Source organism: Amycolatopsis sp. NBC_01307 (assembly GCF_035975215.1).
GTDB lineage: Bacteria > Actinomycetota > Actinomycetes > Mycobacteriales > Pseudonocardiaceae > Amycolatopsis.
In genome coordinates this window covers 4,032,010-4,052,629 of record NZ_CP108403.1, presented here as the reverse complement: position 1 = coordinate 4,052,629, position 20,620 = coordinate 4,032,010, and the positions used below count along the sequence as shown (strand labels likewise).

Annotated in this window: 9 protein-coding genes; 3 read left to right on the top strand and 6 right to left on the bottom strand. The window is 74.4% G+C overall.

The features are described 5' to 3' along the window. The first annotated feature begins 4 nt into the window (after positions 1-4). Positions 5-538, top strand: coding sequence for a hypothetical protein (locus tag OG439_RS16980; protein ID WP_326950330.1), 534 nt, complete (start codon positions 5-7; stop codon positions 536-538). Here the strand turns inward: OG439_RS16980 and OG439_RS16975 are convergent. From OG439_RS16975 to OG439_RS16950, 6 genes are all read right to left on the bottom strand, one after another. After that, positions 528-1,400, bottom strand: coding sequence for a TauD/TfdA dioxygenase family protein (locus tag OG439_RS16975; RefSeq protein ID WP_326950329.1), 873 nt, complete (start codon positions 1,398-1,400; stop codon positions 528-530). The genes OG439_RS16980 and OG439_RS16975 overlap by 11 nt on opposite strands. A gap of 21 nt (positions 1,401-1,421) precedes the next feature. Beyond that, the gene (locus OG439_RS16970; RefSeq protein WP_326950328.1) at positions 1,422-2,015 is read right to left on the bottom strand and encodes a hypothetical protein; all 594 of its coding nucleotides are present in this window, start codon (positions 2,013-2,015) and stop codon (positions 1,422-1,424) included. A 61-nt stretch (positions 2,016-2,076) separates the two neighbouring features. Further along, complete coding sequence (locus OG439_RS16965) at positions 2,077-3,123, bottom strand: GSCFA domain-containing protein (protein ID WP_326950327.1); 1,047 nt, start codon at positions 3,121-3,123, stop codon at positions 2,077-2,079. Next, entirely contained in the window at positions 3,120-11,579 is an 8,460-nt protein-coding gene (locus tag OG439_RS16960; RefSeq protein WP_326950326.1) for a non-ribosomal peptide synthetase, read from the bottom strand. Before OG439_RS16960 ends, OG439_RS16965 begins: the two co-directional genes overlap by 4 nt. Then, positions 11,576-15,388, bottom strand: a complete 3,813-nt coding sequence (locus tag OG439_RS16955) for a non-ribosomal peptide synthetase (RefSeq protein WP_326950325.1) — start codon at positions 15,386-15,388, stop codon at positions 11,576-11,578. Before OG439_RS16955 ends, OG439_RS16960 begins: the two co-directional genes overlap by 4 nt. A gap of 231 nt (positions 15,389-15,619) precedes the next feature. Next, the gene (locus OG439_RS16950; RefSeq protein WP_247052468.1) at positions 15,620-16,321 is read right to left on the bottom strand and encodes a S1 family peptidase; all 702 of its coding nucleotides are present in this window, start codon (positions 16,319-16,321) and stop codon (positions 15,620-15,622) included. Positions 16,322-16,564: 243 nt separating this feature from the next. Here OG439_RS16950 and OG439_RS16945 point away from each other — a divergent pair, with 243 nt between their 5' ends. Continuing rightward, positions 16,565-19,381: an AfsR/SARP family transcriptional regulator gene (locus OG439_RS16945; RefSeq protein ID WP_326950324.1), complete on the top strand. Its 2,817-nt coding sequence runs from the start codon at positions 16,565-16,567 to the stop codon at positions 19,379-19,381. Positions 19,382-19,475: 94 nt separating this feature from the next. Continuing rightward, complete coding sequence (locus OG439_RS16940) at positions 19,476-20,618, top strand: serine hydrolase domain-containing protein (RefSeq protein WP_326950323.1); 1,143 nt, start codon at positions 19,476-19,478, stop codon at positions 20,616-20,618. Positions 20,619-20,620: the final 2 nt, after the last annotated feature.

Below are 20,620 nucleotides of genomic sequence, written 5' to 3'. Positions count from 1 at the left end.
TACTGTGGACACAGCGGGGCCGGCGGCCTGGCCGGAGCGGGTGGTGGGCGAACTCCTCGACGGCGGCCTCACCGTCGTCCACCACTGGTACGGGCACACGGTCTGGCCGCTGCTGGGGCACTCCGACATCGCCGCGCTCCACCTGCGCGGGACGCCGGTGCCGGCGGAGACCTGGCGCGCGACCCTGGAACCCGCGCTGCGTGACGTCTACCGCCGCGCCTACCCCTACGACGACGCGTACGCGACGGCGGCCGTGGCGGCCGGCGGGTTCGCCCTGGCCCACGGCCACAGCGAAGCCGAGGCCACCGAGTACGGCGAGACCTACGCCGCGACGAACACCGACGCCAACGTGACAGCGCACGCCGAAGCCAACGCGGCGGCGAACGCCGCCGCGCTGGCCGCCGCGTTCGCCGCCGAAGACGTCACGGCCTACGCCGCGACCTACCCGGCCGCGTTCGTGCGGGCGTGCGTGCTCGCGGGCGGTCCCGGAGCCCGGCAGCGGCTGGCCGGCGGGCTCCGGGCGAGCCTCACCCCTTGAGCGGGCCGCCGTTGATCGCGATGCGCTGCCCGTAGCGGGTGTGCGGGAAGTAGTCGTACACCGCGTGGTGCTGGGCGCAGCGGTTGTCCCAGAACACCAGCGTGTTCGGCTCCCAGCGCACCCGGCAGGCCAGCATCGGCCGGTTCGGCACGAGCGCGAACAGCATGTCGAGCACCGCGCGGCTCTCGTCGGCCGACAGCTGCGGGATGTGCGAGGTGTAGGCCGGGTTGACGTAGAGCAGCTTGCGGTCGGTCTCCGGGTGCCGCACGACCAGCGGGTGCTCGCTGCACGGCGGCTCGTAGCCCGGCGGGATCGGGTGGCCGCGGAAGGCGAGCGCGCCGTCGTGGACCGCGGTGAGCCCGTCCAGCAGCGACTTCATCGTCGGCGACAGCATGTCGTAGGCCAGGTACATGTTGGCGAAGAGCGTGTCGCCGCCGCTGCCGGGCTCCGGGATCTCGGTGATGTGCAGCATCGAACCGAGTGACGGCTCGGCGTCCGCGGTGCCGTCGGCGTGCCAGCCGTTGCCGAACACGTTCGCCGCCTCGGGGCTGGTCGCGACCTCGAGGATGTACGGGTCGCCGTGCTCCGGCGGCGGGTTCACCGGGCGCAGCTCGCCGAAGCTCGCGGCCAGCCGCTTGTGGTCCTCGGCGGTGATGACCTGGTCGCGGAACACCAGCACGTGGTGGTCCAGGAACGCGGTCTTCAGCTCGGCGAGCTGCTCGTCGGTCAGCTCCGTCCCGAGGTCGAGGCAGGTGACCTCGGCCCCGATCACGGGGGTCAGCCCCCGCACCGCCAGCGTCCGGTACTCCCGCGCCGGGCGCGTCGTGATCGCCTTGACGGCGTCGAGTTCGTACTGCTCCATGGTTTCCTTTCCTCCCGGGTCTCAGAGTCCCAGATCGAGCAGTTCGGCCAGGACGATCCGTCCCCAGGCCAGGTTTCCGTGGATTTCGTCATCCGCTTCGCACAGCTCGGGCCGCTGGAACCCGTTCGTGCCGGTGATCCTCCCGCGCAGGTCGGCCACCTCGACGCCGAGGCCCTCGACCGCGCGGCGGACGGTTTCCTGCGCGGCCAGGAACACCGCGGCGTCCGACTGGCCGGGCACCCGCTGCGGCGGCAGCACGGCGATCACGCGCACGCCGAGGTCGCGCGCGTGCCGGTAGAAGGCGAGCGCGTCCCGGACCGTCGCGAGGACGATCGCGTCGAACAGCGCGCTGCCCAGGAACCCGGGCGGGAAGCCGTCGCCGGTCCGGTAGAGGTGCCAGTTCTCCTTGGTGGCCACGAAGTGCGCGGCGAACCCGAACGTCGTCACCAGCGGGACGCCCAGCTCGCCGAGCCCGGCGACGCCGAGTTCGCCGAGGAAGCCGCGGTAGTGCTTCTCGGCTTCGGGCCGGTGGAACTCGACGTCGGCGTCGCGCGCGGTGAAGAACCGGTCGGTGAACTCGCGGCCGGCGCCGATCGGGCCGCCCAGGAACGGCAACCCGGCCGCCCGCGCCGCGCGGCCGATCGGGCCCGCGTGGGAGTCGCCGAGCAGCAGGAACCTAGCGGGGGCCTCGAGGGCCGTAGTAGTCGAGGACGGCGTCGTCACAGACATCTCCTCCCTTCACCCGAGGTTCGCGGCGCTCCTGGACCGGCGCGGTCGCCGGGCCCCGCAGCGCGGACGTGAAGTGCCCCATCACGAACTCGACGCCCTCGGCGGTGACCTCGCGCAGGTTGGGCTCGTAGAAGCCGCCGCGGAACGGCTGCCCGGTGATCAGCTCGTACGCCGGGAAGTAGTCGACGTGGTCGTGCTCGTTGGCCAGCTGCCCGGCGACGCTCCGCAGCACGGACTTCGCGTGGGTGTTCGCGACGAGCGCGTGCTGCGTGCCCGCGGTGGCGGTGAGCGGCACGGGGGAGACCGTGAGCACGAACCGGATGTCCGGGTTCACCGCGCGGGCCAGGGCGAAGACGTCGAGCAGGTCCCGGTGCACGTCGGCGAAGGTGAAGGTGCGCAGGGTGTGACGGGTGTCGTCGAACGTGCCGCGGACCGTGCCCGGGCAGGAGGGGTAGACGGTGCCGTCGGCGTCGCCCCAGGCCTCGGTCAGGCCGAGGGTGAAGATCAGGCAGCGGGCCCGGGCGACGCCACGCCGGATCGCGGCGAGGGTTTCTTCGCGGGCGGCGAACACATCGTCGGCGGAGGCGAACCCGGCGGGCTCGACGGACGGGCGGTACGGGTCGAAGCACCGGCCGTCCCCGGTCCACACCGTGTCCGGCGCCTTCTCGTGGCCGAAGGCCCAGGCAAGCCACTGCCGCAACACGGCGGCGGTGTAGATGGTGCCGGTGCGGAAGGAGAACTCGCCGAAGTGCCGGGCGCGGCGCTCCTCGCGGGTCAGGCCCGGCGGCGGCGGTTCGGCGTCGAAGAAGTTCATGCCGTGGTCGATCAGCGCGCGCCCGAGCCGCGCGGCGAAGCAGGAGCCCGCGGTGAGCACCGGGTCGTCCTGGCCGATCGCGAACTTGGGCGTCCAGACACCGCCGATCGCGGCGGGCTCCGGTTCGGCGACGGCGGTCCGCCAGAACGCGCGGGCCGGCTGGGACTCGTACGGGTTCACTCGGCTCCGATCGTGATCGCGTCGGCCACGGCGCTGACGTGCGGGGCCCGCACGATGCCGTAGTGGGTGGCGGGCAGCTGCCGCCACTCGCTCGGTTCGGGCAGGATCGTGTGCCAGCCGTCCGGGTCGGCGGCGGGCGGCAGGCCGGGCTCGACGTCGGCGGCGATCCAGACGTGGCTGGGGGTCGTCGCGAGCTTCGGCAGTTCGTGGCCGGTCATGCTCCGCAGGTTCGCACGGCAGGCGCGGGCGAGGCGTCGCGCGTGCTCGCCCGCCGTGCCACCGGACGCGCCGAGCTCGCGCTCGAACACGGCTTCCAGCCGGGATTCGTCGTAGTCCGCGAAGCTCGCGCCCGGGGCGGGCGGGTCGATCAGGTGCAGCGCCCGCACCGGACGTCCGCCCAGCTCGGCCTCGGCGGCCATACCGGTCGCGACCCACGCGCCGAACGACCAGCCCGCCAGCTGCCAGCGCCACTCGTCGTCGGGGAAGCGCGCCTGCAACGCGGCGTGGTAGCGGCGGGCGCGCTCGGCGACCGGCCAGCCCGGCGGCTCGGGCCGGCTCAGCGCCGGGTCGGCGATGACGCAGACGGTCAGCTCCGGTCCGAGTTCTTTCACCAGCGGGCGGTACGCGTGGACGTCCCCGCCGACCGGGTGGACCAGGCACACGACGTCACGGCCGGTGCCCTCCTGCCACACCTGGACGGCGACGTCCTCGGGGCCGGCGGCCTCCGACAGCCGGGCCAGCAGGCCGGTGAGCGTCACTTCCGGGCCGAGCCAGGCCAGCTCGAGGTCGACGCCGAAGAGCCGTTTCACCGAGTCGACGACGTCGAGCAGCATCAGCGAGTCGGCGCCGAGGTCGTAGAGCGGGACGTCCGGGTCCAGCGCGTCGACGCCGAGCAGCACGCGCACCTCCTCGGCCAGTTCCGCGGCGGGGTCCTCCTGCGGCGCGGTGACGGCGACCGGTTCGCGCTCGTGGAAGCCGCGGGCGTCGGCGAGGTCGGTCGTCGACACCAGGAGCTGCGGGAGCCCGGCGTCGAGAGCACTGGCGAAGACGCGTTTGCCCTCCTCGGCGGTCAGGCCGACGGCGAGGTGGGCCTGGTGGCGGGCGTCGGTCCGCAGCGCCGTGACGGCCATGCCGGTGTCGCGCCAGACGTCCCAGCCGAGGCTCAGCCGGACGGTCGGCGCGTCCGGAGCGTGGTGGGCGAGGGCGTCGAGGAAGCCGTTGGCGGCGGCGTAGTCGAGCTGGCCGGTGCCGCCGAACTGCGCGGAGAGCGACGAGCAGTAGACGGCGAGGGCGGGCCGGTGGCGTTCGATGAGCCGCTCCACCAGCAGCGCGCCGGCGAGCTTGGCGTCTTGGCCGGTCGTGTCCCCCCGGGTCGCGATGAGGCCGCCCGCCGCGACCCCGGCGGCGTGGACGATCCCGGCCAGCGGCGTGTCGATCCGGATGTCGTCGGTGGTGAGGTCGGCTTCGAGGAGGTCGACGCGGTCGGCCCACGGCTCGAGCGGTGCGGGCAGCCGCGGGTTGCGGGCGGCAAGCACGACCCGGCCGGTGGTCCTGGTCAGCAGGACCTCGGCGACGGCGGTGCCGATGCCGCCGGTGCCGCCGAGGACGAGGTACGTGCCGTCTGCGGTCCGGCTGCCGCCGGGCGTGACCGGGGAGGTGCTTTGTTCCCACCAGAAGCCGTGCCGGAGGGCCACCCGCGCGGGCGGGGTGGGGCCGGTGAGGAGGCCCGCGACCGCGGTGTCCCAGTCGCCCGCGACGTCGACCCAGTGCCCGGGGACGCCGGTTTCCTGCGGCCCGACGGCGGTGACCCCGGCGAGCAGCCCGGCTTCGGGGCGGGTGACGTCGGTGTGCGCGGGCGCGGCCCCGGCGGAGAGCCACCAGGTGCGCAGCTCGCGGGTCCCGGCGGCGCGCAGCAGGGCGGCGGGGGTGTCGACGCAGGCCCAGCGCGCGTGGGCGAGGGCGGTTTCGCCGACCGGGCCGCCGATGCCGAGGGGGAGGGTGTGCAGCCAGTCGACGTCCCCGTCGAGGGCGGCGAGCACCTGGCCGAGCTGGGTCGCGTCGGCCGGATCGGCTTCGAAGAGGTCCGGCCCCGGGTGGGCGAACGACGTGGCGGCGTGCACGCGAACGACCCGGGTGTAGGCGGCGTCGAGGGCCGGGGCCGGCAGGGGGCCGTCGCTGGAGATGACGAGCACGCGGTCGGCGGGGGCCTGCGCGGGGGTGGCCCGCCGGAGCCGCACCCAGGTGGGCTGGTGGAGCCACTCGGCTTCGGGAAGCCGCTGGACGACGGGCTTCCGCGGGAAGTCGAAGTCTTCGCGGGCGAAGGAGGGCGGCGGGAAGTCCCACGGAGCCGGGGAAGCGGGGATGCCCCAGTCGACCGGCTCGCCGCGCAGCCAGGCCGCCGCGAGTTCCGCCGGGTGATCGCGCGGTGTGCTCGGGCCCGTGGGCTCTGCTTCGCGTGGCTCGGCCGTGCGCAGCCAATCCACTGCCGTCGACGCGTCGTCGCATGCTGCGGCGACGCGCCAGCGGTACTCCTTGCGGCCCGTCTGCAGGTGGCGCACCACGTCCACAAAGGACTCCGGATGCGCCTCCAGGTACTCCGCGATCCGTAGGGCGTCTTCGCGCAAAGCCGACGCGCTGCTCGCCGACAGCACGACCACCGGCGCGGGAGCGGGACGCGTGACGACGGCCGAGTCCGCCTCCAGGACCACGTGGGCGTTCGTGCCGCCGATGCCGAAGCTGCTCACCCCCGCCACCCGCGGACCGTCGGGCCACGGCTCCGCGGCCGTCGGCACCCGGAACGGGCCCAGCTCCAGCGCCGGGTTCGGCGCGTGGAAGTCCACTGTCGGCGGGATCAGTCCATGGTGGACGGACAGCGTCGCGCGGATCAGGCCGACGACCCCCGCCGCCGCGCCCAGGTGGCCGATCTGGCTCTTCACCGACGACAACGCGCACTCCGCCGACGGATCCAGCGCCTGCCGCAGCGCCGCGACCTCGATCGGGTCGCCCAGCCGGGTGCCCGTCCCGTGGGTTTCCACATAACCGAGGGAAGAACGCCCGGCGCGGCGGAGCGCGGCCCGGATCACCTCGCGCTGGCCGGCCGGCGACGGAGCGGTGTAACCCTGCTTCACCGCGCCGTCGTTGTTGATCGCCGAGCCCGTGATCACCGCGTACACCGTGTCGCCGTCGCGACGCGCGTGGCTCAGCGGCTTCAGCACCACGACGCCGACGCCGCTCGCGCCGACCGTGCCGCCCGCGTCGTCGCTGAACGGGCGGCAGTGGCCGTCCGCCGAGAAGATGTGCTGCGGCCGGTACCGGTAACCCCCGGAAAGGGTGACGTCGACCAGGACCCCGCCCGCCAGCATGACGTCCGCCTCGCCGGTGCGCAGCAGCCCGGCCGCCTGGTGGACCGCGACCAGCGAACTCGAACACGCCGTCTGCGTGGTCAGCGCCGGCCCGGTCAGGTTCAGGTGGTACGCGGCCTTCGTCGCGAGGAAGTCCTTCTCGTGGTGCAGCGCCAGCTGGAAGCCGTCCGGCAGCGCGGCCGGGTCGCCCTCGCGCAGCAGCGACTGGAAGTACGTGTCCTCGCCGCACCCGGCGACCAGCCCGACGCCCTCGCCGGACGTGATCCCCGCGTGGGCCAGCGCCTCGACGCAGCTCATCAGCAGGTGCCGTTGCTGCGGGTCCATCAGCGCGGCGTCGCGGCGGCTGATCCCGAAGTGCTCCGGGTCGAACGCCAAGGGCCCGTCGAGGATGCTGCGCGCGCCGACCAGGCCGTCGGCGGCGGCGAAGTGCTCGATGCCGCGGCCGCCGGACCGCACGAGGTCCCAGAACGCGGCCAGGTCCGGCGCGCCCGGCACTCGGAGCGCCATGCCGATCACGGCGATCGGCTCGTCGGCGGCCTCGGCACCGGAAGCCACGGCCGCCGGAACCGCCGCGTCGGACAGCAGCCGCGCCAGGTCGCGGACCGTGACGTGCTCGAACAGGTCCGCCGCGGTGAACCGGAGACCTTCCTCGGCGCAGCGCAGGTGGAACCGCATCAGCCCGAGGCTGGACGCGCCCGCCGCGAAGAACGTCTCGTCCGCGCCGATCGACGCGCCTGTCACCTCTTCGAACAGCTCGGCCAGCTGCCGCGAGACGCCCGAAAGCCCGGACCGGCGGCCGCGGTGCAGCTCCTCGCCGGGCGTGCGCAGCGCGGCTTCCCGGTCGAGCTTCCCGCTCGGCGTCCGCGGCAGGGCCGGAACGACGCGGAAGCGGTCGACACGCGCGTGCGGCGGCAGCAACGGCTCGAGGTGCGCGGACAGCTCCGCGGCCGTCGGCGTCCGGTGGCATTCGAGGCAGGCCAGCAGGCTCTCGCCGTCGTGGGTCACGACCGCGTTGACGACGTCGGGGTGCCGCAGCAGCGCGGCTTCGACCTGCCCCAGTTCGAGGCGGTACCCGCTGACCTTGAGCTGGTGGTCGGCCCGGCCGTCGAAGTGCAGGAGCCCGTCGCGGCCGAAGTGCGCGAGGTCGCCGCTGCGGTAGAACAGCTCCGGCGTCTCGACGAACTTCCCGGGGACGTCCCCGAGGTAGCAGCGGGTCGTCATCAGCCCGCCGATGAGCAGCTCGCCGATCCGGCCGGCCGCGCCCGCGGTGCCGGCGACCCGCAGCACCGCGCCCGCGACCGGGCGGCCGATCGCCGGGCGCTCGGGCCAGGTCATCGGGTCGCCGTCGAGCGTCAGCGCGCTGACGACGTGCGTCTCGGTCGGTCCGTAGTGGTTGTGCAGCCGCGCGCCGGGCAGGCCGGCGAACCAGCGGCGGATCGCGCCGGTGCACACGAGCTGCTCGCCCGCCGTGATCACGTCCCGCAGCCGCGACGGGTAGCTCCCGAGCCGCACACCGTGCTCGGCCAGCAGCTGCAACGCGACGTACGGCAGGAAGATCCGCTCGATGCCCGCGGACTCCAGCTGCGCCAGCAGCGCCGGGACGTCGTGCCGCCACCCCGGGCGGACCGGGTGCAGGCAGCCGCCGCCGCACAGGGTCGTGAAGATCTCCTGGAACGACACGTCGAACGACAGCATCGAGAACTGCTGGGTCACCGCGGGCGGCGCGGCCTGCCACTGCACGAGGTTCGCCAGGGTGCGGTCCGGAACGCGCACGCCCTTGGGCACGCCGGTCGAGCCGGACGTGAACAGCGTGTAGAGCGGCCGGCCGGCGTGCCGGGCCGGGACGTCCGGCGCCGGGCCGTCGGAGAGCGTGACGAACTGCCGCTCGATCCCGGTGTCGATCTCGTCGAACGCGGTACCCGGGGCGAGCAGCACACAACGCGGCCGGACCTGGTCGAGGACCTGGCGCAGCAGCGCCGGCGGGTAGGCCGGGTCCAGCGGCACGGCGGTGATGTTGAGCCGGGCCAGCGCGAGCAGTGCGACGACGTGCTCGGCGGACGGCCCGAAGTACAGCGCGACGTCGGTGGCGTCCCCGGGCAGCACGGCGGCGAGCCGGGCCGCGTGCGCGTCCAGCTCCGCGTAGGTCATCGTGCCCAGCGCCGGGGCGTCCGGGCTCCGCGCGACCTGCCGCGCGAAGCCCTCGGCCATCGTTTCCCAGTCCAGCTGCGCCTCTTCACCACGGCCGTGGTCGGGCAGGCTCCGCCGGTACGGTGCGGCCAGCTCCGCGGGGGTCGCCGGGCCCGCGTCGAGCAGGTCGAACGCGCGGGAGAACAGCTCGCCGAGCGCTTCGGCCTCCGCCTCGGTGAAGTGGCCTTCGGCGTACTCCCAGAGGCAGTCGAAGCCGCCGGGACGCTCGACCACCGACATCGTCAGCGCGCACTTCGCCCCGGCCGCCTCGATCCACTGTGGACTCACCGTGCAGCCCGGCAGGCTCAACGCGCCGAAGTCGGTGTTCTCCAGCACGAACAGGTAGTCGAACGCGGTGGCGACGTCGGCGAACGCGACGTCCTGCCGGTCGAGCACCGCGCCCGACGCCGTGCCGAGCCGCCGCAGCTGGGGGCGCAGGTCCTCGTCCGGCTCGACGGACAGGGGGAGCAGCACGGTGTTGGCGAACATGCCGACGCTGTGCTCGAACTCCCGGACCGGCCGGTTCGCCACCGGCGCGGCGATCCGCGGGCCGGTCTGCCCGGTGACGCCGTAGAGGCTCCAGGCGAAGACGCCGAGCAGCAGCTGGAACCGCGTCAGGCCCAGTTCGGCGCACCACCGGTCGACGCGCTCGGTGTCGAGCGTGGTCCGGCGCAACCGGCCGGCCATCGACGCGGTGAGCGACGGCTGGTCGTCGAGTCCACTGTGGAGCGACAGCAGCTCGTCGCGCTGGGCGAGGTAGGCGGGGGAGGAGAACCACTCCGTCTGCCAAAGAGCGAAATCCAGCGGCGTGCGGGAAGCCGTCGGAGCCGCGCCGGACAGCTCGCGGAACAGGACGTTCAGCGACCAGCCGTCGACCGCGATGTGGTGCAGGGAAAGCAGGAGCCGCTCGCCGTCCCAGGCGGCCCGGAACAGCCGGGGCACGGCCAGGTCGAAGGGCGCGGTGAAGAAGCCGTCCCCGGCTTCGGTCCACGGGTCGTAGACCGGGCCGGCCACTTGGCGCAGGCCGTCGGGCGTCGCCTCGAACGCCGTCCGCAGCGCGACGTGCCGCTCGACCAGGCCGTGCAACCCCCGGCGAAGCGCCTCGACGTCGACCGGTCCGGTGATCCGGAACGCCAGTGGCACGTGGTACGCCGTGGACGCCGGATTCCGCTGCTGCAGCAGCCAGAGCCGTTGCTGCTCGCTCGTCGCCGGGGCGGACGTCAAGCCCGCGGGAGGCGCGGCTACCGGGTACTGCGCCGTCCCGGCCCCGGCGATCGCCGCCGCGAGGTCGGCGAACGTCCCTTGCCGCACCGCGGAGTGCGGGAGTTCGGTGCCCCACCGCTCCTGGACGGCGAACCGCAGCCGCAACGCCTTGAGCGAGTCGCCACCGGAGGTGAGCCACGTGTCGCCGGGCCGCGGGTCGCGGGTCCCGAGGACGTCCGCCACGACGTCGAGGACCTCTTGCTGCCACGGCGTCGCGGGTTCGCCGGTACCCGGCCGCCGCCACGGCGCGAGGCCGAGCGCCAGCAGCGCGGCCTCGTCGACCTTGTCGTTCGCGGTGCGCGGCAGGGCGTCGACGCGGAAGACGTGGTGCGGGCGCATGTAGGCCGGCACCGACGCGGTCAGGTGCGCGTCGAAGTCCGGGTACGCCAGGTCCCCGGCCACGACGAACGCGAACAGCTCGACCGGCCCGGCCCCGTGGCGCGCGGCGACGTGGGCCTGCCGGACCGCCGGGTGGGCGAGGATCCGGCGTTCCAGCTCGCCCGGCTCGATCCGGAAGCCGCGCACCTTCACCTGCCGGTCGGTGCGACCGACGTAGGCGAAGGTGCCGTCCGGCAGTTCGCGGACCAGGTCACCGGTGCGGTAGTACCGCTTGCCGTCGCGCTCGACGAACCGCTGCGCGGTTTCGTCCGGCAGGTTGCGGTAGCCCGCGGCGACCCCGGCGCCCGAGAGGTACAGCTCGCCGTCGACCACGAGCGCGCCGGTGTCCGGCAGCGGCCGGCCGATCGGCACGATGTCGCCGTCGAAGCCGCGCGGGATCGGGTGGCTCAGCGCGAACGTCGTCGTCTCGGTCGGCCCGTAGCCGTTGTGCAGCCGAGTGGCCGAGCCCGGGTTGGCGGCGTACCAGCGGCGGATCAGCGGCGCGTTGAGCTGCTCACCGCCGACCAGCACCCGGGCCACGGTCGAGAAGCAGGCCGGCACCGTCTCGGCGACGGCGTTGAACAGCGACGCCGTGACGAACATCGTGTCGACGCGCTCGCGGACCAGCGCGGCGGCGAACGCGCGCGGGTCGCGGACGGTCTCGTCGTCGAGCACCACGCACGTGCCGCCGGTCAGCAGCGGCGGCCAGACCTCGAAGCTGATCGCGTCGAAGGCCGGGTTGGCCAGGCTCGCGTACCGGGCGCCCGGGGCCAGCCAGGCCGGGTCGGCCAGCCGCAGGATCCCGGCGTCGCGGACCTCGACGCCCTTGGGCCGCCCGGTCGTGCCGGAGGTGTAGAAGAGGAACGACGTCGCGGCGGCCTCGGCCGGTTCGCCCGCGACGGCGGGAGCGGCCAGCAGCTCGGCCGGGGTGAGCGGCGGGAGCCCGGGCAGGCCGTCGTGGACGACGGCGACCGCGCCCGAGTCGGCGATCATGTGGTCCCGGCGCTCCGGCGGGCTCTGCCGGTCGAGCGGCACGACCTGCCCGCCGAGGCGCAGCACGCCGAGCATGACGAGGATCAGGTCCGCCGAGCGCGGCAGGCCCACGGCGACGGCGTCGCCGGGGCGGACACCGCGCCGGGACAACGACTCCGCGACGGCCGCGGCGCCGGCGTCCAGCTCGGCGTAGGTCAGCGCGCGGGCGCCGTCGGACACCGCGACGGCGTCCGGCGTCCGCCGGGCCTGTTCGTGGACGCGGCGGGCGATCATCGGGCCGCCAGCTCGGTCAGCTCGGCGGTGATCACGTCGGCGACCTGCGGGAGGGCGTCGCTCTCCAGCATGTCCCAGTGCCCGCAGTCGGCCGGTTCGATCCGGTACTCGCCGGTCGCGCGGCGGCGCCAGAACTCGTCCGAACCGGGGATCGTGTCCTCGCCCACGGCTTGGACGAACACCAGCCGCGCGGCCGACTCGCCGGGCTCGTGGTCGCGGGCGGTCAGCCGGTTGTGGTTGTACGTGCGGTGGTAGCGGTCGATCTGGGCGTCGTCGATGCCGGGGTACATCCCGTTGAAGCGCACCAGTTTCTGCCGGAACTCGGACGCGGGTACGGGCTCGATCGCGGCGCGCGCGGCCGGGTCGTCGGTGGCGTTGGTGTCGAGCAGCACCACGCTCACCCGCGGGTGGCCGGCCAGCTGCCGGCCCATCTCGTGGGCGATCAGACCGCCGTAGGAAAGTCCACAAAGGACCAGTGACTCGTCCGGCCGCGGATCGACGAGCCGCAGGTACTCCGCGGCCATCGCCTCGACGCTCGGCAGCGCCTCTTCGCCGGGGTTGAGCCCGGAGGACTGGATGCCGAGGACGCCGGTGTCGTCCGGGAGCAGGGCGCTCAGCGGCAGGTAGCAGAACGCCGTCCCGCCGGCGGGGTGCACGCAGACGACGCGCTGGTGCCCGGCACCGCGGCGGAACTCGATCAGGCTGCCGCCGCTGGGCGGGCTGTCCGCGCGCAGCAGCGCGGCCTGTGCCTCGATGGTCGGGTGCACGATGACGTCGCGGATCGGCAGCTCGCGGCCGAACTCCTCGCCGACCGCGTGGGCCAGCTTGATGGCCGAGATCGACGTGCCGCCGACGTCGAAGAAGTCGTCGGAGATCCCGATCGCCGGGTGCAGCAGCAGCGAGCGCCAGATCCGGAGCAGCGCCAGTTCGACGTGGTCGCGCGGGGCGGCGGTGTTGACGACGGCGGGCGCGGTGTCGCGGGCGTGCGCGAGCAGCGCGTCGCGGTCCAGCTTTCCGCTGCGGCCCAGGGGAAGCCGGTCGAACTCGGCGAAGACGGACGGGATCATGTAGTCCGGCAGCCGGTCGGCCAGCGCGGCCCGCCACTCGTGCGGGGTCCGGCCACCGCCGCCCGCGATCCCCGCGACCAGGCGGGGTTCACCGATGCGGTCGACCAGCACCGCGGCTTCGCGGACGCCGGGGACGGCCAGCAGCGCGGCCGTCACCTCACCCGGTTCGATGCGGAACCCGCGCAGCTTGATCTGGTCGTCGCGGCGGCCCGCGTACTCGGCTTCGCCGCCGGGCAGCCAGCGGGCCAGGTCGCCGGTCCGGTACATCCGCTCCTCGGGCACGAACGGGTCGGGCACGAACTGCGCCGCCGTCAGGCCGGGCCGGTTCAGGTAGCCGCGCGCGAGGCAGTCGCCGGCGAGGAAGACCTCACCCGCGACACCCGGCGGGACCGGCCGCAGCCGCTCGTCCAGCAGGTACAGCCGCGAACCGGGCAGCGGCCGGCCGATCGGGGCCGGCCGGTCCAGGGGGCGCGGGTCGAAGTGGGCGGTCGCGTACAGCGTCGCTTCGGTCGGCCCGTACCCGAAGCAGATCCGCAGGCCGGGCAGGGTTTCCTCGAAGCGGGCCAACGCGGCTTCCGACAGCGACTCGACGCCGGTCAGCAGCTGCCGCAGCGCGAGCCCGGCGAGCCGTGACGGGTCTTCGTCGATCCAGCGGACGTAGGCGGGCGGCAGGAACGCCTGGACGACGCGGTGTTCACGCAACCACCCCAGCAATGCCGCCGGGTCGGGCCGGACCTCTTCGGGCACCACGTGCAGCACCGCGCCGGTGGTCAGCGGGAGCAGCAGCTCGTGCACGGACGCGTCGAAGCCGATGCTGGACCACGCCGACGTCGGCTCGCCCGGCGTCGCGCCGAACCGGCCGAGCCACTGGTCGAACAGGGCCAGCACGCTGCCGTGGGTGACGGCGACGCCCTTCGGCCGGCCGGTCGAGCCTGACGTGTAGATGACGTAGGCCAGGTCCGCGCGCCCGGTCCGGACGACGGGCCGGGTGGTGGCGTGGCCTTCGGCCTCGACGGCGGTGACGGACAGCCAGCCGTCGGGCCGGTCGAGCGCGTCGCTGAGCACGAACGCCGGGCGCGCGTCCTCGACCATCGCCGCCAGCCGTGCGGCCGGCTGGGCGGGGTCTAGGGGCAGGTAGGCCGCGCCGGCTTCGAGGATCCCCAGCACGGCCACCACCAGCTCGGCCGAACGTCCACTGTGGACGCCGACGACCTGGCCGGGCCGCACGCCGCGGGCGTGCAGCGCGTTCGCCAGCCGGGTGGCCCGCCGGTCCAGCTCGGCGTAGCTGACCGTCTTCCCGTCGCAGACCAGCGCGGGCGTGTCCGGGTGGGCGTCGGCCTCGGCCGTGAACCGCTCGACGAGCCCGCCGGGCCGGTGTTCGGGGGCCGGGCCGGTGCTCCAGTTCGCCAGGATCTCGTGGCGCTCGGCGTCGTCGAGCAGCTCGTAGCTCGCGACCTCGTCGCCGGGCCGCTCGGCCAGCTGCGTCAGCAGCCGGACGAGGTAGCGGGCGTACCGCTCGGCCGTCTCGTGGTCGAACAGGGCGACGGCGTAGTCGAGCTGCCCGGCGACGCCGCCGGCCTCGTCGGCCAGGGCCAGGGTCAGGTCGAACTTCGCCGGGGCGTACCGGTCGTCGATGGGGTCGACGCCGACGCCGGGCAGCGCCAGGACGCCGTGTTGCGTCGGCACCCAGGCGAACCCGTTCTGGAACAACGGCGTGTGCGCCGGGCTGCGCGGCGGGTTCACCAGCTCGACGACCCGTTCCAGCGGCAGCTCGGCGTGGTCGAGCGCGCCCCGCAGCGTCGCGCGGACCTGCTTGAGCAGGCCGGCGCCGGTGGGCGAGCCGGCGAAGCCGGTCCGCACCGGGAGGGTGTTGACGAAGAAGCCGAGCACACCGGCGTTGACGCCGCCCTTGCCGCGGTTCAGGGCCGGCACGCCGACAACGATGTCAGCCTGGGCGGAAAGCCGCGAGAGCAGCAGCGACCAGCCGGTCAGGATGGTCGAGAAGAGGGTGGTGCCGTGGGCACGGGCCACCGCTTTCAACGCCGCCGTCAGGTTCTCGCCCAGGCTGATCGGCACCCGGGCCCCGCGGTGGTCCTGCACGGCCGGGCGCGGCCGGTCGGTGGGCAGCTCCAGCAGGGGCGGCACGCCGTCGAGCCGGTCGCGCCAGTACGCCTCGTGCGGCGCCGGTCCCGGTCCGGCCAGCCAGTCCTGCTGCTCCCGGGCGTAGTCGCGGTACTGGCGCGGCTCGGGCAGCTCGGCGGGTTCGCCGCGCAGGAGCGCGGTGTAGAGCACACCCAGCTCCCGCAACAGGATCGTGCGCGACGCGCCGTCGAAGACGACGTGGTGGACGGTCATCAGCAGGACGTGGTCCTCGGGTCCTGCGATGAGCAGCCGGGCCCGGGCCAGCGGGGCGCGGCCCAGGTCGAACGGCGTGAGCGGGTCGGCGCGCCGTAGCTCGTCGAGGTCGTCGGGCCGGCCGGTGACGTCGGTCACGGTGAGCGGCAGCCCGGCCTCGACGGGCTCGACGACCTGTCCGGGGCGGCCCGCGTCGACGACGATCCGGGTCCGCAGCGACTCGTGCCGGGCGGCGAGCGCGTCGAGGGCCCGGGCCAGCACGTCGCGGTCGAGCGGCCCCCGCAGGGCGAACGCCATGGCCTCGTTGTAGGCCGGGCCGGCGCCGTCCAGCTGGGACAACGTCCAGATCCGCTGCTGCGCGGACGACAGCGGGGCGGGAACCTGCATGTAGGTGCGGCCTTTCCGGACGGGACGGTGCGCACCGGGCCCGCGCGTGCGCCGCTGCATCCGTGGCCGGAAAACGCTGTCTGCCTGTCCGGATAGTTAACACCACACCATCGGGTGAACACGAGTTGTGTAGCAGGTTTGCCCGAACTTCCCCGTGTACCGGTGTGTTCGCCGGTCGAACCACGCAAAAGCGGCACCTCCCCGGGGAAGTGCCGCTTTTGTGACGGTGGCTCAGACGCCCGCGGTCGCGGAGATCCAATCGCGGTACTTCGTGATGTTGATGTACGCGGTGTACGACTGGCGGTCACTCGTGGAGGCGACGCCGACCTGCTTGCCGCCGGCGTACATCGGACCGCCCGAGTCGCCGCCCGCGGTGATGCCGTCGCCGCGGTTCGCGCAGACCGAGACGCCGGCCGCGCCGTCCGGGCAGTCGATCGAGGTGACGCTGACCTTCGCCACCTTCAGCAGCTGCGACTGGCACTCGATCTCGGGCTTGTCGGTGCAGGTCGCGCCCCAGCCGTAGACCTCGGCCTGGTCGCCGACGTTGACGTCGCCTTCCGAGCCGAGCGGCGCGTAGTCCGTCTGCACCTGCTGGTCGATCTGCACCAGCGCGATGTCGGAGTCCGGCGCCTCGTGCACCGACGTCGCGTTGACGGTGGTGCCCTTCGTCTGGTCCAGGTCCCCGACGTGGAAGCTGATCTGCTGGCCGTTCGCGCCCTGGGTGCAGTGGCGCGCGGTCAGGATCCAGTCCGGCGCGATGATCGTCGCGGAGCAGATCTCCTGGCCACCCGCGAACATCCGGGCCGCCGCGTGGAGCGAGTCGGCGTTGCCGCCGTCGATGATGGCCGGCTGGGCGGCCAGGGACGGGGCGGCGGTCGCCAGGGCCGACAGCAGGATGCCGGAGACGAGCACGCCGGTTCGCGCAATACGCACTTTAGGATCAACCTCCATCCGCGGGCGGGGCCTCGCGGTGACGGGTGGTCAAGGACCCACCCACCGTCACCTCTGTGAGTGAATCTCGGAACCCGACGATGGTCGGTAAAGGAAATACGCGACTTTCGTCGTGGGCCGGACGGCGCAGCCCGGGATCGGCAATCGAGTGACATCCGCGCGACGTGCCCGCGATGTCGGCGATTCGCCCACCGGCCCCGCATCGCCTGGCTAAAGTCCGCCGTCGTGGGGGCGGTCGTCGTGATGGGGTACGACATGGGCGCTGAAGTGCGGTTCCACCTGCTCGGGCCGCTCACCGTGACGGTCGGCGGCCGCGCGCTGCCGCTCGGCGGCGCGAAGCAACGGGCCCTGCTGGCCCACCTGCTGCTCAACGCGAACCGGCTGGTCCCGCCCGGCCAGCTCATCGACACGATCTGGCCGAGCGACCCGCCGACGTCGGCCACGGCCAACCTGCAGACCTACGTGTGGCGGCTGCGCCGGCTGCTGCCGGAGACCACCCTGCGCACCCACGGCCCGGGCTACTCGCTGGCCGTCGAGCCCGGCGACGTCGACGCGCACGACTTCGCCCGGCTCGTCGCCGACGCCGCCCGCGCGGCCAAGGACGGCGCCCCCGAGACGGCGCTGACGCTGCTGGCCGAGGCGGAAGCGCTGTGGCGGGGCGATCCGCTGTCCGACCTGCCGACGGCGCCCGCCTGGGACGCCGAGCTCGGCCGGCTCACCGAGAACCGCTTCGCCGCCGTCGAGGAACGGCTTTCGCTGCAGGTGCTGCTGGGCCGCTACGACCCGGCGATCGCCGAGCTGACCGTGCTGCTCGCCGAGCACCCGTACCGGGAACGCCTGTGGCAGCAGTACCTGCTCGCGCTGACGGGTGTGGGCCGCCGCGCCGACGCGCTGCGGGCGTACACGACGGCGCGGGAGCGGCTGGTCACCGAGCTCGGTGTCGAGCCGGGGCCGGAACTGCGGGCCCTGCAGGCCGCGATCCTGGCCGGGCGACCCGTGGTGGCGGCCGGCGCCGACGGCTCGGCCCCCTTGCGCCAGCTCCCGGCGGACCTGCCCGACTTCACCGGCCGCGACGACTACGTCCGCGACCTGGAAGCCGCGCTGGGCGCGGGGCCGGCGCCGGTGGTGCTGACCGGCGCGCCCGGCACCGGCAAGACGGCGCTGGCCATGCACGTCGCCCACCGCCTCGCGGACCGGTTCCCCGACGGCCAGCTCTACGTCGACCTCGCCGGCACCGGCGCGCCGCGCGACCCGGCCGAGGTCCTCGCCGACTTCCTGCACGCACTGGGCGTCACCGGCACCGCCGTCCCGGCCGGGCTCGGCCAGCGGGCCGCGTTGTTCCGCTCCCGGCTGGCCGGACGCCGGGTGCTGCTCGTGCTCGACGACACCGCCACCGCCGCCCAGATCCGCCCGCTGCTGCCCGGCGACGCCGGCTGCGCGGTGCTCGTCACGACCCGCGGCCGGCTGCCGGAGCTGGCCGGCGCGAAGCACGTCGAGCTGAGCGTGTTCGGCGAGCGGGAGGCGCAGCGGCTGCTGGCCGGGGTCGCCGGCGTCGACCGCATCGACGGCGAACCCGCCGAAGCCGCAGCGATCGTGGCCTGCTGCGGGTACCTGCCGCTGGCCATCCGGATCGCCGGCGCGCGGCTGGCCGGGCGGCAGGCGTGGAGCCTGCGGACCCTGCACGACCGGCTGGCCGGCGAAGCGGGCCGGCTCAGCGAGCTGCGCGTCGGCGACCTCGGCGTCCGGTCCAGCTTCGAGCTGAGCCTGCGCCAGCTCGACCCGGCCGCGCGGACGGCGTTCTGCCGCACGGCCGTGCTCGGCGCGCAGGACTTCCCGAGCTGGGTGTTCGACGCGCTCCTGGACCGCCGCGGCACGCACGAGGTGCTCGACGTGCTCGTCGACGCCAACCTCGTCTCGCTGGTCGGGCTGGACGCGAGCGGGCAGCCGCGCTACCGGCTGCACGACCTGCTTCGCTGCTACGCGGCGGAACTCCTGGACGCCGAGCCCGCCGCGGTGCGCCGGGACGCGCTCGCCCGCGTCCTGTGTGGACTGCTGGCGCTGGCGAAGGCCGCGGCGGCGGCGCTGCCACCCGCGTTCGGCGCGATGACCGGGCCCTCGCTCGGCCCGCTGCCCCCGGACGCGGCCCGGCTGGTGGCCGATCCGCTGGCCTGGTTCACCGCCGAACGCAAGCTGCTGGCCGCCGCGGTCCAGCTCGCCGCCGACGCCGGGCTGGACGAGCTCGCGTGGCAGCTGACCGCGACCGCTGTCCCGTTCTACGACCTGCGCGGCGCCTACGACGACTGGCGGCGCAGCCACCTGACCGCGCAGGCCGCGGCGCGGGCCGCCGGCAACCGGGCGGGCGAGGCGGTGCTGGCCCGCGGGCTCGGCCAGATCGGCGTCTACAACGACGAATACCCCGCCGCCGTCATGGACCTGGAGCGGTCCGCGGCCCTGTTCGCCGAGCTCGGCGACGTCCGCGGCGAGGCCCTGGCGGTGGCCGGGCTCGGCACCGTGGCCCGCATCCGCGACCGGCCGCGGGACGCGCTGGACTGCTACGGCCGGGCGCTGGCCGGCCTGGAGCGGGCGGGCGACCGCAGCGGCGTGGCCCAGATGCGCAACTCGATCGGCGCGGCCCACGTGCGCCTGGCCGAGTTCACCGAAGCGGCCGACTGGCTGGGCCGCGCCCGCGACCTGGCCCGCGAGATGGGCGACGCGCACCGCGAGGCCAGGGTCCTCACCGAGTTCGGCACCCTGCACCGCGACACCGGGCGGCTGCCGGAGTCGCTGGCCTGCCTGCGGCTCGCGCTGGGCATCTTCGAGGACCTCGACGACGAACGCTGCGTCGCCTACGCGCTCCTCGGCATCGCCCAGACGCTCCTCGCGGTGGGCGAGCCGGTCCAGGCACGCGGGGTGTGCGACCGCGCGCTGCGCGTCTTCCGCGAGTCCGGCAACCGCCAGGGCGAGACGACGGGCCTGGCCCTGCTGGACCAGGCCCAGCACCGGCGCAGCCCGGCCCCGGTCGTGAGTGGCAATGCGGGTTAGAACACTCATTGCCACTCACGACCCGCGACGGCGCTCGGGTGGGCTCCCCGGACCGCTGGGCTAGCCTCGGGCGACCGCCGACCCGGGGAGCACCATGAGCTTGCGCGAGATCCTGCAGCGGCACGTCGACGCCGGTGCGCTGCCCGGCGCGGTCGGCGTCGTGGCCCGGCCCGGCCACGTCGAGGTCGCGGCCGTCGGCGCGGTCGACGTCGAGGGCAGCAAGCCGATGGCCGAGGACAGCCTGTTCCGGTTCGCCTCGCTCACCAAGCCCGTCACCGCCGCCGCCGTCCTGGCCCTGGTCGACGACGGCCGGCTCGCCCTCGACGACCCGATCGGCCGGTGGCTGCCCGAGCTGGCCGACCCGAAGGTCGTGCGCACGCCGGCGGGTCCCGTCGACGACCTCGTGCCGGCGAACCGGGCGATCACCGTCTTCGACGTGCTCACCAGCCAGGCCGGCTGGGGGTTCGCGTCCGACTTCTCGCTGCCGGCGGTGCAAGCGCTGTTCCCCGTCCAGCTCGACGGCCGCGAGGTCCAGCACTTCCCCGAGGCCGACGTCTGGCTCGCGCGGCTGGCCGACGTCCCGCTGCTGTACCAGCCCGGCGAGTCCTGGCTCTACGACACGTGCTCGGCCATCCAGGGCGTGCTCGTCGCCCGCGTGGCCGGCTCGTCGCTGCCGGAATTCCTCGATGAGCGGATCCTCGCCCCGCTGGGCATGGCCGACACCGGGTTCGTCGTCGGCGCGGACCGCCGCGACCGGTTCACCAGCTTCTACAAGGCCGGTCCGGAGGGCCTGGCGCTCGCCGACGCGCCGGACGGCCAGTGGAGCACGATGCCCGCGCTGCCGCTCGGCTCCGGCGGCCTGGCCGGGACGGCGGGGGACTGGCTGGCGTTCGGCCGGATGCTGCTGGCCGAAGGCGCCGCGGCGGACGGCAAGCAGGTCCTGAGCCCCGAGTCGGTCCGGCTGATGACCACCGACCACACCACCGCGGCGCACCGCGAGATCGGCGCGCTCTTCCTGGAGGGCCAGGGCTGGGGGATGGGCGGCGCGGTCGACGTCGCCGTCCTCGACCCGTGGAACGTCCCGGGCCGCTACGGCTGGGTCGGCGGCACCGGCACCACCGCCTACGTCGTCCCGGCCACCGGCACCGTCAGCGTGCTGCTCACCCAGGTCGGCGAGGACAACCCGGTCCCGCCGCGGTGGATGCGGGACTTCTGGCGGTACGCGTCGGCCGAGTGAGC

Coding starts and splice junctions, on each gene's coding strand:
- OG439_RS16975 (WP_326950329.1), bottom strand. CDS start 1,400: ATGGAGCAGTACGAACTCGACGCCGTCAAGGCGATCACGACGCGCCCG.
- OG439_RS16960 (WP_326950326.1), bottom strand. CDS start 11,579: ATGATCGCCCGCCGCGTCCACGAACAGGCCCGGCGGACGCCGGACGCC.
- OG439_RS16955 (WP_326950325.1), bottom strand. CDS start 15,388: ATGCAGGTTCCCGCCCCGCTGTCGTCCGCGCAGCAGCGGATCTGGACG.
- OG439_RS16940 (WP_326950323.1), top strand. CDS start 19,476: ATGAGCTTGCGCGAGATCCTGCAGCGGCACGTCGACGCCGGTGCGCTG.